General features: G+C 70.7%; 12 protein-coding genes. 7 read left to right on the top strand and 5 right to left on the bottom strand.

The features are described 5' to 3' along the window. Positions 1 to 143: 143 nt before the first annotated feature. Positions 144 to 602 (bottom strand): HD domain-containing protein, encoded by a 459-nt coding sequence (locus ACFWXO_RS40555; protein ID WP_380531071.1) that lies wholly within the window; start codon positions 600 to 602, stop codon positions 144 to 146. A gap of 232 nt (positions 603 to 834) precedes the next feature. On the opposite strand from ACFWXO_RS40555, the gene ACFWXO_RS40550 reads away from it, so the two are divergent. Continuing rightward, entirely contained in the window at positions 835 to 1761 is a 927-nt protein-coding gene (locus ACFWXO_RS40550) for an AEC family transporter (RefSeq protein ID WP_375893673.1), read from the top strand. On the opposite strand, the gene ACFWXO_RS40545 is transcribed toward ACFWXO_RS40550, so the two are convergent. Further along, entirely contained in the window at positions 1758 to 2222 is a 465-nt protein-coding gene (locus tag ACFWXO_RS40545; protein ID WP_380531075.1) for a MarR family winged helix-turn-helix transcriptional regulator, read from the bottom strand. The two genes, ACFWXO_RS40550 and ACFWXO_RS40545, sit on opposite strands and share 4 nt — an antisense overlap. 161 nt (positions 2223 to 2383) lie before the next feature. Here ACFWXO_RS40545 and ACFWXO_RS40540 point away from each other — a divergent pair, with 161 nt between their 5' ends. Beyond that, positions 2384 to 3244: an alpha/beta fold hydrolase gene (locus ACFWXO_RS40540; protein WP_380531067.1), complete on the top strand. Its 861-nt coding sequence runs from the start codon at positions 2384 to 2386 to the stop codon at positions 3242 to 3244. A gap of 490 nt (positions 3245 to 3734) precedes the next feature. Here the strand turns inward: ACFWXO_RS40540 and ACFWXO_RS40535 are convergent, their stop codons facing one another. Then, complete coding sequence (locus ACFWXO_RS40535; protein ID WP_375893669.1) at positions 3735 to 4466, bottom strand: hypothetical protein; 732 nt, start codon at positions 4464 to 4466, stop codon at positions 3735 to 3737. 598 nt (positions 4467 to 5064) lie between these two features. Here ACFWXO_RS40535 and ACFWXO_RS40530 point away from each other — a divergent pair. Continuing rightward, positions 5065 to 5544 (top strand): very short patch repair endonuclease, encoded by a 480-nt coding sequence (locus tag ACFWXO_RS40530; RefSeq protein ID WP_380531064.1) that lies wholly within the window; start codon positions 5065 to 5067, stop codon positions 5542 to 5544. Here the strand turns inward: ACFWXO_RS40530 and ACFWXO_RS40525 are convergent. Further along, complete coding sequence (locus tag ACFWXO_RS40525) at positions 5537 to 6874, bottom strand: DNA cytosine methyltransferase (RefSeq protein WP_380531061.1); 1338 nt, start codon at positions 6872 to 6874, stop codon at positions 5537 to 5539. The two genes, ACFWXO_RS40530 and ACFWXO_RS40525, sit on opposite strands and share 8 nt — an antisense overlap. A gap of 434 nt (positions 6875 to 7308) precedes the next feature. Here ACFWXO_RS40525 and ACFWXO_RS40520 point away from each other — a divergent pair, with 434 nt between their 5' ends. The 4 genes from ACFWXO_RS40520 to ACFWXO_RS40505 all read left to right on the top strand — a co-directional run bounded on the left by ACFWXO_RS40520 (position 7309) and on the right by ACFWXO_RS40505 (position 13751). After that, positions 7309 to 8724, top strand: a complete 1416-nt coding sequence (locus ACFWXO_RS40520; RefSeq protein ID WP_380531058.1) for a PIN-like domain-containing protein — start codon at positions 7309 to 7311, stop codon at positions 8722 to 8724. Between the two features lie 96 nt (positions 8725 to 8820). Next, a complete protein-coding gene (locus tag ACFWXO_RS40515) occupies positions 8821 to 11346 on the top strand; it encodes an ATP-binding protein (RefSeq protein WP_380531055.1) in 2526 nt (841 codons plus the stop codon). Then, positions 11343 to 13112, top strand: coding sequence for a DEAD/DEAH box helicase family protein (locus ACFWXO_RS40510; protein ID WP_380531052.1), 1770 nt, complete (start codon positions 11343 to 11345; stop codon positions 13110 to 13112). Before ACFWXO_RS40515 ends, ACFWXO_RS40510 begins: the two co-directional genes overlap by 4 nt. A 12-nt stretch (positions 13113 to 13124) precedes the next feature. After that, on the top strand, positions 13125 to 13751 hold the full coding sequence (locus tag ACFWXO_RS40505) for a hypothetical protein (RefSeq protein WP_380531049.1): 627 nt from the start codon (positions 13125 to 13127) through the stop codon (positions 13749 to 13751). 111 nt (positions 13752 to 13862) lie between these two features. Here ACFWXO_RS40505 and ACFWXO_RS40500 read toward each other — a convergent pair. After that, positions 13863 to 14117, bottom strand: a 255-nt coding sequence (locus tag ACFWXO_RS40500) for a transposase (protein ID WP_380531046.1), incomplete at its 5' end; no start/stop codon positions are given.

Below are 14117 nucleotides of genomic sequence, written 5' to 3'. Positions count from 1 at the left end.
CCGCCCACCGGTTCTCACCCGGGCGGGGCGCGTCACCCCCAGACCCTTTCGCAGCGTCCCATCCCGTGCGTTCCCTCCCGTGCGTTCCCGCCCCTGCGGGTCCGCCTCTGCGGGTCCGTCCGCGCCCGTGCCGCTCCGCGCCCTCAGAGCTCCCCGGTGAGCCCCAGCAGCTCCCGCATCCGCGCGTACTTGGCGGCCAGCCGCTCGGCGGTCGCCCCGTCCAGCACGGCCAGCCGCGCCGGGTCCGAGTTGTGCGCCAGGTCAGCCCGCTTGACCAGCAGCGCGCCCGGCGTGGCCAGGATCCGCGCGGTGTACGCCTCCACCGGCTCCCCGGGCCGCCGGGTGAGCGCGTCCACGATCGCCTTGGTCGCCTCCGGCAGCGCGGCCCCCGCCAGCCACGCCCGGCTCAGCCGGTCGTCCTCGACGGTGTCGTGCAGCCAGCCCGCCGCGATCTGCGCCTCGCTGCCGCCGCGCGCCGCCGTCCCGCCCGCGACCGCCGCGATGTGCTCGGCGTACGGGTGCCCGTTCTTGTCCACCTGCCCCTCGTGGGCCCGACGGGCGACGGCCTCCACCTCGGACAGGCTCAGGTACTGGTCCTCCACCCGCTCATCGTAGGCCCGCCCCGCGACGCCCTCGCAGCCCCGGCCACCGGCCCGGATCCCACCCCGGTCACCGGTCCGGATCCCACCCCAGGACCCGGGCCCCCTTGATCAACACCCGGACGGCCACTGGTTTACTGCCACGGGGGGTTCTCGGCGGCACCGGTGTTCCGGGGCCCTCCGGCGGGCGATCCCCGCCGCACCCGGCAGACCCGTCCGAGCGATCCGAGGAACCATGCCAGACCTCCACCCGCTGCTGTCCGCCTTCGCCCCGATCTGGGCCCTCACCGCGGTCGGCTACGTCGTCGCCCGCGCCGGGCTGCTCGGACCGCAGGCGGAGCTGGTGCTGACCCGCTTCGTCTTCCACGTCGCGATGCCGGCCGCGCTCTTCCTGATGATCTCCCGCACCCCGCTGGGGCACTTCGCCAACCCGTCGATGCTCGCCTTCGTGGCCGGCACCGCCGTCTCCACCGGCCTCGGACTGCTCGTCGGGTGGCGGCTGTTCGGCCGCAAGCGCGGCGAACTGGCGATCGGCGCGATGGCCTCCGGCTACGTCAACTCCGCCAACCTCGGCATCCCGGTGACCATGCAGGTCGTCGGCGACGCCTCCTTCGTCGGCCCGGTGGTCCTCTTCCAGATCCTGGTGGTCACCCCGGCCGTCCTGGCCGTGCTGGACAGCGGCGCGGCCGGCCGCCGCGCCCTGGTCACCCTGCCGCTGCGCAACCCGATCCTGATCGCCACCGCCCTCGGCGCCGTCGCCTCGGCCACCGGGTTCCAACTGCCCGCCGAACTCCACCACTCCGCCGACCTGCTCGGCGGTGCCGGCGTGCCGACCGCCCTGGTCGCCCTCGGCATGTCGCTGCACAACCGCCCGGCGGCCGACGGCCGTTCGCGCCGCGCCGAGGTCGGCCTGACCGTCGCGATCAAGACCCTGGTCCAGCCGCTCGTCGCCCTGCTGGTGGCCGGCCCGGTGCTCCACCTGCCCACCCACCAGCTGCTCACCGTGGTGCTGTTCTCCGCCCTGCCGACCGCGCAGAACATCTACACCTACGCCCGCGAGTACGGACAGGGCACCGACCTCGCCCGGGACACCGTGCTCTGGTCGACCCTGGTGTCGATGGCGACCCTCTCGGTGATCGCCTGGACCCTGGGCCCCGCCTAGGCTCCGTCCTCGGGCGCGCCCCGAGGGTCGTCCTGCCGGGCGGCGGCCACCACCGAGGTCATCGCCTCCAGGAAGCGCCGGGCCGTCGCCAGCTCCGCCGGGTCGAACCGGCCCATCGCCGCGACCAGGTCGCCGATCAGCCCGCCGAAGAAGCCCTCGCCGAGCTCCATCGCCCGCTCCTCCACCACCAGCCGCACCCGGCGCCGGTCCTGCGGGTCGCGCTCGCGCCGGATCAGCCCGAGCCGCTCCAACCGGTCCACCAGGCCGGTGGTCCCGGCCGAGTTCAGCCGGAGCGCCTCACCGAGCCGCCCCGGGGTGACCACCTGCCCGGCCCGGGCCGCGTCCAGCAGGTGGATCAGCGCCCGCAGATCCGTCGGGTGCAGGCCGCTGCGGGCCGCGAACTCGGCCCCGAACAGGTCGAGTTCGACCGTCAGACCGCGCAGCAGGTGGACCAGCCGCATCGGCTCCTCGCGTTCGGACACCCTCTCGTCCTTCCTCGGGCACTGCCGTGCCATTATTCTCTCGTTCAGCGAGATACTTGTCCAACGAGTGATTCTACGGGCGGGCGATCACCCGCCCGCCCGCACGCACGCGATCACACCACACCCGCGGAGGCCCCACCATGTCCGCCCGCACCGCGCCCTTCCTCGCCGCCTACGACGAGCTCCTCGCCCGCTGGCCCGTACCGGTCGAACCCCTCACCGTCCGGACCGTCCACGGCACCACCCGCGTCAACGCCTGCGGCCCCGCCGACGGCCGCCCCCTCGTCCTCCTCCACGGCGGCGGCGCCACCTCCGCCATGTGGTTCGCCAACGCCGGCACCTGGGCCGCGGCCGGCCACCGCGTCCTCGCCGTCGACCTGATCGGCGACCCCGGGCGCAGCGTCCACGACGGCGCCCCGCTACGCGACGTCCCCGGCCTGCTCGGCTGGCTGGACGCCGTACTCGACGGGCTGGGCGTCCACGAGGCCGACCTCTGCGGCCACTCCTACGGCGCCTGGACCGCCCTCCAGTACGCGCTGCACGCCCCGGCCCGGGTCGGGCGCCTCGTCCTCCTCGACCCCACCCAGTGCTTCACCGGCTTCCGCCCCGGCTACCTCCTGCGCACCCTGCCCCTCTTCCTCCCGCACCGCACCCCGGACCGCGCCCGCTCCTACCTCGACTGGGAATCCGGCCCCGGCCCCGCCGTCGACCCCGACTGGCGCGAGCTGTACGCCCTCGGCTACGCCGACTTCCCCGCCTCCCCCGTCGTCACCGGCCCCCGCCCCACCCCCGCCCGGCTCCGCACCCTCACCACCCCGGTGCTGGCCCTCTACGCCGCCCGCACCCGCACCCACGACCCCCACCGCACCGCCGGAGCCACCCGCCGCGCCCTCCCCCACGCCACCGTCACCACCGTCCCCGCCACCTCCCACCACACCCTCCCCACCGCCGGCGCCCCCCAGGTCAACCCCCACGTCCTGACCTTCCTCACCCGCCCCTGACCCCCAGTCCTGACCCCCCAGCCCAGGGAGAGCCCTCCGCGCCACGCCGTGGAAAACATGAGAGGACCCGGGAGCGTAGCCAGCTCCCGGGCCCCTGTTTGCCGCCCAATTGCGCACACCGGCACGTTTAAGGGTCGCGGATCAGCTTGAAATCGACGCGTTCTACCTTTGAACTACCGTGCCACGGAGCGGCACAGACAGGACTTGAACCTGCATTCGTCGATATTCGTCCGCACCCGGTCGATCCGGTGTTCGGCGGCGAATGCTGAGACTTGAGCGAGAGTCTGAGATTCACGGGGCCTGCCTCTGCCTGGCTTGGGCTACCCCGGCCGGTGGTGCCGGGGGGAGGATTCGAACCTCCACTGTGACCCCTGGTCAGCTTCAACGTCAGTGTCAGCTTTCGCACCGTGCAGCGCACCCGCCCGGTCTCCCAGGACGGTTCGGCGCGCTCGGTGCACCCGCCCGGCTCCCCGGGCGGGCGATCGTGAGGCTACCGGAACAGGTAGCCGAAGACGGCGTCGCCCACCCGCCGGTCGGTGACCTCGACGGCGTTGGCCTCCTCGCGGGCGAACTTGACCGCCTGCTGGAGCTTCTCCACCCGCTCGGCGAGCTCGTTCACCCGGCGGGCCGGCAGCGCGCCCGAGAACTTGACCGTGGTCCAGTAGCCGACCGCGATGTCCTCGTAGTACACCTCGACCTGGGCCGGGTGCTTCTCGGTGGCCTCGGCCTTGACGTGGTTGCGCGGCACCTTCTTGGTCCGGATGGTGCGCACCGGCTCGGTCTTCCAGGAGTCGGTGGACGGGTCGAGGTTCCAGGACTCGGAGGCGTCCAGCACCGGGAGCTTCTTCACGAAGGTGGACAGGTCGGTGAGCTGCTTCTCCAGGAAGAGCAGGTACGGCACCGGCACCTGGGTGAGGAGCACCTGTCCGTCCACCACCACGTCCGCGCTGGCACCGATGTTCGCCCAGTCCTTGGTGGCCGTCACGTCGAAGAGCCGGGTGAGGGTGTTCGCCGTGGACCGCAGGATATCCTCGGCCTTCAGCTGCACCCGGGTCGACTCCGGCGGCAGCTGCTCGCCCTCCTCGTCCTTGGGCTGGTAGGTCCGGGAGATCCCGGCCAGCAACGCGGGCTTCTGCAGGTCCTGGTGGGCCTGCGTCAGCTCCTGGAAGGACTTGGACTTGACGCCCTTTTCAACGGCGATGATCTGGTTCAGCTTTGCCACGCCCGGGACGCTACCAGCCCCGAACCGACCGATGACACCCAATTACCGACCGGACACCCGTGAACGAGGCCAGCAGGCCCGCTGCCCGGTCCGGTCTGACGACCGCCCGCCAGTCACTGACCGGCCTTGAGAAGATGTACGAGGGTACCTTCCTCAAACACCGGCCTGCCCGGGCTGACCTTCACCGCCTGCGGTCTGCCTCACCCCGCGGTGGCGAGGCACCCGCTCCACATGTGCAAGGAGGAGCTGGTGAGCAACGAGCTCCAGCCTGCCCTGGACGCCGCACTCTCCTTCACCCAGGACGCGGGCCGGGTCATTGTTGCCGACTGGTCCCACACTGGAGAAGTTCCCGATGCAGGTCGTCGAGCTGCTTCAGGCCCACTGAGCACAGCCGGTACCGGTCAGGCGAGAGGCCCCTGCGGGCCGTTGCCACGGCCCCAGGGGCCGACCCTGGATCTGCCGGACGGCCCAGGGCCGCACGGGGGCAACTGCTGGAGTACTAGGCTGGCCACCGCCCGATAGGGAAAGCAGTGAGGGCTTCGGCGGTGTCACATCGGCGGCAGTCGCCCGACCCTCCCGAGTGACGGGAGCCCGTGTCGTGGCCAGTGGCACACCGGAGGAGACGCCACAGGAGTGGGCCCCGCCGCCCGGGTCCTGGGCGTCGTCGGCGGCCAACCGCCGGAGCATGGTGGGCAACCGCAGCCGGGACACCCAGCCGGAACTCGCGCTCCGGCGCCTCGTCCACGCAGCAGGGCTGCGGTACCGCGTGGCCGCGAAGCCCTTGCAGGGCATGCGCCGCAGTGCGGACCTGGTGTTCCGGCCGACCCGGGTCGCGGTGTTCGTCGACGGCTGCTTCTGGCACGGCTGCCCGGAGCACTTCGTCCCGCCCAAGACGAACCCGGACTACTGGCGGGAGAAGATCGGCCGCAACGTCCAGCGGGACCGGGACACCGACGCCCGGCTCGCGGCGGAGGGCTGGCTCGTGCTGCGCTTCTGGGAGCACGAGTCGGCGGAGGCCTGCGCGCCGACGGTTGTGGACAGGGTCCGGCAGCGGCGCGCAGGCGGGACGGTCAGCTGACCTTCCCCCGGTGCCGGGCGAAGTAGTCGTGGCGGGCGTGGTCCTGCTGGCCGATGAAGGCCTTGAACTCGCCGAGTTTGTAGGCCAGCTCGCCGTTGCTGCGGGCCGTCTTCTCTACGTCGAAGTCGCGCTCGATGTGGGCGATGCGCCGCTCGATCTCCGGCGGCGGGAGCGTCTTCCCGCCGGACTTGGCGATGAGGTCGGCCATCTTCTGGGCGGTGAGGGCCTTGTCCGGGTGGTGGCGGAGCAGCAGGTAGACCGGGTCGAGCTCGGGGCGGTCCCATTCGACGGAGTCGGTGCGCTTCTTCTCCTTGCGCAGGGCGCTGGCGATCGCCTTGCCGAGCGCCTCTGCGACGGGCGGGGGGAAGGCGTTACCGATCTGGCGGTAGACGGTGGTCTTACGGCCCTGGAACTCCCAGTGGGAGTCCTTGCCGTACCAGCCCTGGATGCGGGCGACCATGGGGGTGGTCAGCTTGGGAACGTGGTCGCCGTCCGCTTCGGAGTCCGGGGCGGCATTGGCGACGCCCATCGCGTCGACTCCCAGCTTGAGCCAGGCGGCCTTGGCCCGGGTCGGGCCGAGGTCGGCGCCGCCGTGCTTCTTGGAGCCGCCGACGATGGTGGGCGCGATGGCGGAGGCCTTCTCGGCCCATGCCGCCACGTGCTCCTTGGCCCAGCCGTTGGCGCCCATGAGGTCCTTGAGGAGCTCGCCCACGGTGGGGGCAGGGTCCTTGGCGGGCTCGGGCCAGTGGAAGTACTGGGCGAACTCCTTCTGCAGGGCGACCAGGACGAACCGCGGCCGGAGCTGGGAGACACCGAACTGGTGGGCTTCCAACAGGCGCCACTCGCCGACGTAGCCGGCGCTGTGGAGGAGTTCGAGGATGTGCTGGCGGTAGGCGGAGAAGCGGTTGCCGCTCAGGCCCTTGACGTTCTCCAGGAGCAGCGCCTTGGGCCGGACGTCCCTGCACAGGTGCACGGCCCAGGCGAAGAGGTCCCGCTCGTCGGTCGCGCCGAGCTGGTTGCCGGCGATGCTGAAGGGCGGGCAGGGGACTCCTCCGGCGAGGAGGTCGACGTCCTTGTACTCGCTGGGGTCCCAGAGCGACGGGTCGGCGACGTCCCCGACCTTGACGACGTCCTTCGCCTCGAGGTCGGCGTCTTCGGGACTCATGCCCTCGGCCTGCATGAGCCGGGCGAGGTTGTGCCGGAGGGTTGTCGCGGCGTTCTGGTCGAGTTCCAGGGCAAGCCTGTGCGTGAATCCGGCGTTGTGCAGGCCTAGGGACTGTCCGCCCGCGCCGGCGCAGATCTCGACCACCTCAAGGCGCTCAGGTGCCATGAGACCTCCTCTCGGTGGCGCCGGAAACCGGACGCCGACGTGTTCCTCTGCCAACGGCAGCCGTCTACTCTTCTGCCGATGCTGGCGACAGCCTTGCCAGCACTCGGCCGCTGTCCGGGCCGGTTGTGCTTGCGGGCTGCGCTGCAGCAGGTGTCACCAGCAGAACCTGAAGCGTAGGCGACACCACTGACACAGCCCAAAACGCCGCACTCAGATGCCCCAGGTCAGGCCGGGCTCCGGACCGGCGCTCGGTGCCGCGCTGTCGTGGACCGAGACCTCCGGGGCAGGTCGCCTCCTGGCGTGGAGGGCCCGCCGCACAGGGGTAGGACGGGCCAGGACTATCCAGGACGACTCCGCTCCGTAATTGCGCCTTGACGGGTTCCGCTTGCCTCGACAGGATGGTGAGCCCTCAGCCGGGGAGGGAGCAAGAAGACGTGGGACAGGCAGACCTGCCACTGGTGGAGCAGTTCCGGTCCTGGGTCCTCCCCTACGGGGGTGTGGGCACAGCTGACCGGAAGGCGTTCTTTGAGGACGCCCTCGTCGTGCTCGACACCAACGTGCTCCTCAGCCTGTACGAGTACAACCCCGCCGTGCGGAACCAGGTCCTGTCGGTCCTGGCGCAGATCTCCGAGCGCCTCTGGCTGCCCTACCAGGTCGGGCAGGAGTTCGTGCGGGGCCGACGCCGTGTGATCCTCGAGCGCAGGAGGGAGCTCGGCGACGCCGCGGCCGTCATCGACCGGCACCTGCAGCAGGCCTACAAGTCGGTGCTGGATGCCAGCGCGCACGTCAAGGTGCTTCTGAGGAAGTACGCCAATGACGACGCCGCGCAGAGCGGCCTGGACGAGACGATCAACCAGACGACGGTCAGGGCGCTGCTGAGTGAGTGGCAGGTCCTGTTGAAGGGCCATGCCAAGCAGTTGAAGAACGGCCACGACCTCCTGCCTGCTGCCGTGGAGTCGGATGATCCTGTCCTGCCGGAGGTGGCGGCGCTGTTCGAGGACCGCCTCGCCCCGCCGACGGAGTACGCGGTGGTGCGCCGCCGAACGGAGGAGGCCCTCTCCTTCCGGTTCCCGAACGAGATCCCTCCGGGATTCGCCGACGACGGGAAGAAGGGCAGGCCCCTGGACCGGGCCGGCGACTACCTCATCTGGGCTGAGATTCTGGACAAGGCGGCCGACCCGGGCGTGAAACGGGTCCTGCTCGTCTCCGCTGATTCGAAGAAGGACTGGTACGAGGAACTCGATGCCGAGGGCGGGAAGCGCCCGTGGCCGCAGCTCTTCGAGGAGCTGCGGCAGCGGACGGGTGCCGAACTCCGCATCGAGCAGCCAGGGCAGTTCTTCCAGGGGATCGAGGAGTTCCTCGCCCCGGGCACGGAGCTCACCACCGCCGCCTACGACGAGATCGACCGAGCGGCGGAGGCAGTGGCGCAGCGCAGCACCGAGGGTGACTCCGTGGTGACGGATGACAACGCCCACGTCATCACACCCCCGGACGGCCTGGCGCTGGCGGCCTACCGCGCGGCGGGCCTCACGACCCGTACGGTGCGGCAGCTCGCGGAATCGGAGCGGCGCCGACACTTCCAGTGGTGGCTGATCGGAGTGACGGCCGAACTCGGGTTCCGCGCGCCTGGCGACGACGAGCCCCTCGTGGAGCTCTGTGCGGCGGTCCGGTCAGAGGTCAGGCCCGCTCCGGAGTGGCATCCCGGGACCGCACTCGCCCAGGGCGAGTGGCCGTACCGCAGCGACACCTGGGTGGCTCCATGGTTCGTCCAGCTGGTGCGGGACGCCGGCGAGACCGACCGTCTGCCGCTGCAGAGGCTGGCCGCGCGACAGGTGAAGCCGAAGGCCTGACAGCGGTGCGTATGCGGACGGCCCTTTGCGGGTCAAGACGCCGGCGGGGCTGACCCACCCCGTTATTCGAGTTGTGGACACGGAGCCGAACAGAAGATGGCGCACAAGCCGATCGACATCACCCCCGACCCCAAGGTGCTCGTAGCGCTCACGCGCACCCCGATCCTTCCGATCGACGCGCTCAGCGAGCTCATCGACAACGCCATCGACTCCTTCCGGGCCGCTGCCACCTCGGGGGCCCCGTCTGGGGTCCGCCAGGTGATCATTGAGGTTCCGGGGTCAGCCGAGGTTGCACGGGGGGAGGGGATGATCCGCGTCCGGGACACCGGGCCGGGTCTCACCGAGGAGCAGATCGCCGATTCGATGCGGGCCGGCTACTCCTCCAAGAACCACTACGACACCCTGGGCCTGTTCGGCATGGGCTTCAACATCGCCACCGGGAAGCTCGGGCGCGTCACACGGGTGATCTCCGCGCGCGAGGAGGACAGCCACGCAGTCCAGGTCACGCTCGACCTGCCGGAGCTCATGCAGTCCCAGACCTTCACCGCGCGGGCCGAGCAGATCGAGAAGCCGCAGGGCCTGCGCCACGGGACAGTCGTGGAGATCCGGGACTGGTGGCCGGACGGGGACGCCAACAGCGGCTTCATCCGCGAGCTCGCGAAGATGCCGAAGAACACACTGCGCAAGCGACTTGGGCGACGGTACGCCACCCTGCTGCGTCCGGACGCAGCCGACCCGGTGGTCATCATGGTCAACAACGACCGCTGCCAGGCCTTCGAGCACTGCGTGTGGTCACCGGACCGCTTCGTCGAGCGGAAGGCCTACGGCAAGATCCCCGCGCGGATCAGCTTCGACCAGGTCATCAGCAGTGCGCGGCGCTGCCTACACGACGGCACCGACTTCGGCGAGCACAGCACCTGCCCTCGGTGCGGCGGGACGGAGAGCCGGGAGATAAGCCACCGGGTGCGCGGCTGGGTGGGCATCCAGCGCTTCGACGACCAGAACGACTTCGGGATCGACCTGATCCGGAAAGGGCGGGCCATCCGCCAGGCGGAGAAGGCGGCGTTCTTCGAGTTCTCCGACGAGACCAGCGGGCGCGTCGAGCGCGAGTACCCGGTGGACCAGCAGTACGGCCGGATCGTCGGCGAGGTCCACCTGGACCAGGTTCCGGTCGACTTCCAGAAGCAGCACTTCCAGCTGGCCTCCGACGAATGGCAGGAGGCCGTCGGGTTCTTGCGCGGAGGTTCCCTGCTGCCGAACAACTGGGCTGACGGCGAGGCGAACGACTCGCCGGTGTCGCTGCTCTTCCAGGGCTACCGGAAGGTCCGCAACTTCGGCCGCGGCGACATGTACATGGGCAAGTACAACCCCGCCAAAGGCAAGGCCGACCGGATCCCCCGGAGCGTCGAGGAGGAGTACTACCGGCGCTTCCTCGACCGCGAGCCCGGCTACCACAGCGACGCGAAGTGGTGGGAGCTCGTCGAGACGGCCGCGGAGCCGCCGATCCAGGTACTCCCCGAGTGCCCGGAGTGCGGCTTCCAGAACACGCCGACGGCAGAGGAGTGCGGGGGCTGCGGCGAGGTGCTCGACGGAAAGCCGTGCCTGGACGCCGGGTGCGGAAAGCAGATCCTGCGCTCCGCGACCGTGTGCCCGCACTGCGGCACCTCCCAGGTACCCAGGGTCCAGCTGCCTTGGAAGTGCACGTTCTGCGCCCAGGAGAACAAGGCGGGCGCGGACCGCTGCGAGCAGTGCGGCCACGTCAAGGACGCGCCCCACCCGGCCAGCCCCGCATCGCTGAACTCCGCATCCGCGGACGCCGAGGAGCTCGGCGCGGAGCAGCTGGCTGTCGTGCTGGCGGACGGGAGGACGAGCAGCCCGCTGGACGTCCGGGTGCGGACGACGCACCGGCCGATCCTCCCGGCATTCGGGCAGGCGGCGGTCCCTCTCGTCACCAGTGCGGACACCCGGCAGATCACCGTATACATCGACCCGACCCACCCGGTGTTCACGGCGATGGGGCTGCGTCCGGAGTTCCTGGTCGCGACCGAGGTCGCCCAGTTCCTCCACTCCCTCCACCGCAACCTCCAGGGCCGGCCCGGGCACACGGCCGCCGTGCTGACCGCGGAAGTCCTCAAGAAGGGCTGGGGGGATGCAGTGACGGACAGCCCCGACGGCGTGCGGAGCGACATCAAGTCGCTGTTCGACCAGATCACGGAGCGGATCCTCAGGGCGCCGCATGCCGACCGGTTCTACGACGAGCTCGACGAGGCGCAGCAGCTTGCGCTCGCCGGGTCGATGATCAAGTCCGGCGCCGACCTTGCGGAGCTCGGGCGGCTCAAGTCCACCGGCGGCTACCTGCGCTACTGCGACCGCGATACGGTCAGCGCCTTCTTCGGACGCCACCCCGAGGGCTGGTTCAACGGACTGGTCTGGGAGGACCCGTGGCCCAGTGAGAGCGAGGCGGGCACCGTGATCGCCCGGAAGCTGCAGGAGGACCTCCGGGTCAAGTACTTGCGCTGCCTCGAGGACTGCGCCTCGTACCTCCGCTACGACCAGCCCGAGCGGCTCATCGTCGTCCGTGCGCGGGCCGCCGTCGACTTCCTCGCCGGGAAGCTCGCATGACCCAGCGGATCGTCACCGACCTCAACCTGGCCGGGACGGGCTGGCAGTCGTTCGAGCGGACCGTGCAGCGCCTCATCATGGCGCGCGGGTACTCCGGGGTGCAGCTCGCAGGAGCCACCGGCGACGGAGGGGCGGACGTGGTCGGCAGCCTCAACGGTCGGCGCTGGCTCTTCCAGATGAAGCGGTGGCGCTCCCCGGTGGGGCCCGGGGTCATCGCGCAGACTGTCGATGCCTGTCGGCGCTACGATGCGCAGATCCCGGTCGTCGTCAGCCTGAACGGGTTCGAGGCCTCGGTCCGGGCCCAGCAGGAGCAGCTCGCGGCGAGGGGGATCCCCCTGCAGCTGTGGGACCGGAGCACGCTCCGCAAGCAGGCGGAGCGCATCCCGGACACTCCGCCGGCGCTGCGGGACCCGGACCGCTTCCAACTCCGCGCCTACCAGGAGCGGGCCGTCGACGGGCTGATGAACGAGCTGGTGAACGGTGCCCGCAGCGCACTCGTCGTCCTTGCGACCGGACTCGGCAAGACCTTCGTGGCTGCCGAGTTCCACCGGCGCGCCCACGCCCTGCGGCCCGGAGTGAAGACGCTGGTCCTCGCACACCGGAACGAGCTCGTGTACCAGCTCGAGCGCGCGTTCTGGCCACTGCTGCCGGCCTCCGCGGCGACCGGGGTGTGGAACGGCTACGAGCGCCCGGACAAGGACGCGCTCAACGACCTCGACGTCGTGTTCGCGTGCGTGGACAGCGTCGCCACCGCCGTCGAGGCCGGACGCGACCTACCGGAGTTCGGCCTCGTCGTCGTCGACGAGTGCCACCACCTCGGAACCACCGCCTACGACGCCGTGCTCGGCGAGCTGTCGGCTGCCGAGGGCGGCGCGTTCCTCCTCGGGATGACCGCGACGCCCTGGCGGCCCGACGGGAAGTCCCTGCACGCCTGGTTCGACTTCCCCGTTGTGGACATCGACATGGTGCGCGGGCTCCGGGAGGGGTACCTCGCCAATGTCGACTACCGGATGTTCACCGACAACATCGACTGGGACGCGCTGGCCGCCGGGCTCGCCGAGGCCGCCCCCGCGCTCACCCCCCGGGGGATCAACCGGACCGTCTTCATCGACGAGTGGGACGACGCGGTCGTCGACCGCCTCGCCGAGGCTTGGGCGGAACAGAAGAGCCCGCGGGGCATCGTCTTCTGCGGGACCATCGACCACGCCGAGCGGATGGCGGGCCGGATCAACGCACTCGGGTTCACCAGCGCCGAGGTGATCGCTTCCCGGACGGCGGACGGCAAGGCGGTGGACGCAGCCACCCGCAACCGCCTCCTGTGGGACTTCGCCGACGGCCGCACCGGCATCCTGTGCGCGGTCGACGTCCTCAACGAGGGCGTCGATGTCCCGGACGTCAACATCGTGGTCTTCCAGCGGGTCACCCACAGCCGCCGGATCTTCGTCCAGCAGCTCGGCCGCGGGCTGCGCCTGGCGCCCGGCAAGGAGAAGGTGGTCGTCCTCGACTTCGTCTCCGACATCCGCCGGTTCGCCGCGGGCCTGAGCCTGCAGGACTCGCTCAGTGCCCGGGGCGGCGCCGCCCGCGACCCCAGGGTGACGATCGGCAGCGAGGTCAGGTTCCTGCGGGCCAACCGCGCGGACCAGGCGGGCGAGCAGTTCCTGCGCGAATGGCTGGACGACCTCGAAGCGGTGCAGGACGCCGGAGAGGACGTGCACATCCTCCGCTACCCACCCGACAGCTCGATCACGGCTGCCGCGAAACGATAGGACTCCCTGAACGTGAGCGACCACCACTCCGACCCCGCCGCCGACTGGCACCGGCTCAAGCCGGACACCGCCATCGCGGTCGGGGGCGTCCTCGACCTGCTCAGGAACGGCGACGCCCAGGACGACGCCCAGAACCTCCTCGACGCCTACCTGTACGCCAAGCGCCTGCTGGCCGAGTCGATGCAGGCCCTCGTGCGGACCGGCCTGCCCGTGGAGAGCGACACCTTCCGGGACCTCCGTGCCCAGCTCGCCGCGCGGATGGCGGAGGAGTACGGGGACCGGATCCCGGAACGCTACCTCACCGTGCCGTACGGCAGCCGCACCCACGAAGAGCTGTTCTCGATGCTCCTGCGGAGGTTCAAGCAGCCGGTGAGCGCTGCCCTCCTGCGCGTAGTCACCAGGGACTCCGTCCACACGGAGCGCCGCACCCGGGAGCTGCGGGAGCTGGGCCTCGACATCGTCCCCAGCCGTGAGGGCGGGAGCGACGTCTACACCTTGAGGTCGCTCGAGCTCGACACCTCGCTGATCCCCACGATCATCACCAACAACCTCCGGGACAAGAAGGCGTCCGAGCAGGAGAAGAAGGCGGCAGCGGCCGTCATCTCGGGGCAGGCCGACTGTGAGCTTGCTCCGCTTTGACGGACGCCGTTGGTGTGGTGGTCAGGCCGCCAGGGCGGTCTCGTATTCGGCGGGACTGCGGTAGCCGAGGCTGCTGTGCAGTCTGCGTATGTTGTACCAGGCTTCGATCCACTAGAAGATCGCGGTCCGTGTTGCGGCCTTGCTGGGCCAGGGGTGGTCGCCGAGCAGCTCCCGTTTGAGGGTGGCGAAGAAGGACTCGGCGAGGGCGTTGTCCCAGCACTGGCCGGTCCGGCCGACCGACAGCCGAACTCCGAACTCGCCTGCCAGGTCAGCGAATTCACGGCTGGTGTATTGGCAGCCGCGATCGGAGTGGAAGATCACCGGACCAGTCGGGCGGCGGGTGTGGCAGGCGGCCCGTAGGGCGTC

Origin of the sequence: Kitasatospora sp. NPDC059088 (assembly GCF_042738155.1) — a bacterium.
GTDB lineage: Bacteria > Actinomycetota > Actinomycetes > Streptomycetales > Streptomycetaceae > Kitasatospora.
The sequence above is the reverse complement of the archived record's forward strand: the minus strand, read 5'-3'. Positions and strand labels throughout refer to the sequence as shown.

What these genes read in the sequence shown, in the direction of transcription:
- ACFWXO_RS40515 (WP_380531055.1), top strand. Translation starts at nt 8,821, where the DNA reads ATGGCGCACAAGCCGATCGACATCACCCCCGACCCCAAGGTGCTCGTA.
- ACFWXO_RS40550 (WP_375893673.1), top strand. Translation starts at nt 835, where the DNA reads ATGCCAGACCTCCACCCGCTGCTGTCCGCCTTCGCCCCGATCTGGGCC.
- ACFWXO_RS40510 (WP_380531052.1), top strand. Translation starts at nt 11,343, where the DNA reads ATGACCCAGCGGATCGTCACCGACCTCAACCTGGCCGGGACGGGCTGG.
- ACFWXO_RS40540 (WP_380531067.1), top strand. Translation starts at nt 2,384, where the DNA reads ATGTCCGCCCGCACCGCGCCCTTCCTCGCCGCCTACGACGAGCTCCTC.
- ACFWXO_RS40545 (WP_380531075.1), bottom strand. Translation starts at nt 2,222, where the DNA reads ATGCGGCTGGTCCACCTGCTGCGCGGTCTGACGGTCGAACTCGACCTG.
- ACFWXO_RS40525 (WP_380531061.1), bottom strand. Translation starts at nt 6,874, where the DNA reads ATGGCACCTGAGCGCCTTGAGGTGGTCGAGATCTGCGCCGGCGCGGGC.